The following is a 367-nucleotide window of genomic DNA, read 5'->3' as shown; positions in this document are numbered from 1 at the left end:
AAGGCATTCGGCACGAAGCGCTCCGCCGTGAGGTCCGCCCGGTTGAGGTAGCCCCACGCGAGGCCCTCTCCCCCCACGTACAGCTCCCCAGGCATTCCCACTCCCACCACCTCTCCGTGCCCGTCCAGCACGTAGGCCGTCGAGTTCCCAATTGGCCTGCCGATGGGCACCGACGACGCCAGCACCGTCTCCCTCCTCAGCGTGTACGTCGCCGAGAAGGTGGTGTTCTCCGTCGGGCCGTAGCCATTCACCAGCACCGCCCCCTCCCGCAGCTGCTTCAGGTGCTCACGCACCCGCTGGGCCGGCAGCACGTCGCCCCCCGCGAGCACTTGCGACACACCCGCCAGCGCCTCCACCTGGTGCAGCA

1 protein-coding gene is annotated in these 367 nt (G+C 69.5%); it reads right to left on the bottom strand.

The genetic code is table 11. From position 1 onward, the window contains the following. A partial coding sequence (locus U8525_RS34515; protein WP_374270978.1) for an AMP-binding protein occupies positions 1-367 on the bottom strand: 367 nt, incomplete at both ends.

Source organism: Corallococcus sp. RDP092CA, assembly GCF_041903675.1.
Lineage (GTDB): Bacteria > Myxococcota > Myxococcia > Myxococcales > Myxococcaceae > Corallococcus.
This window is presented reverse-complemented; position numbering and strand designations above follow the sequence as displayed.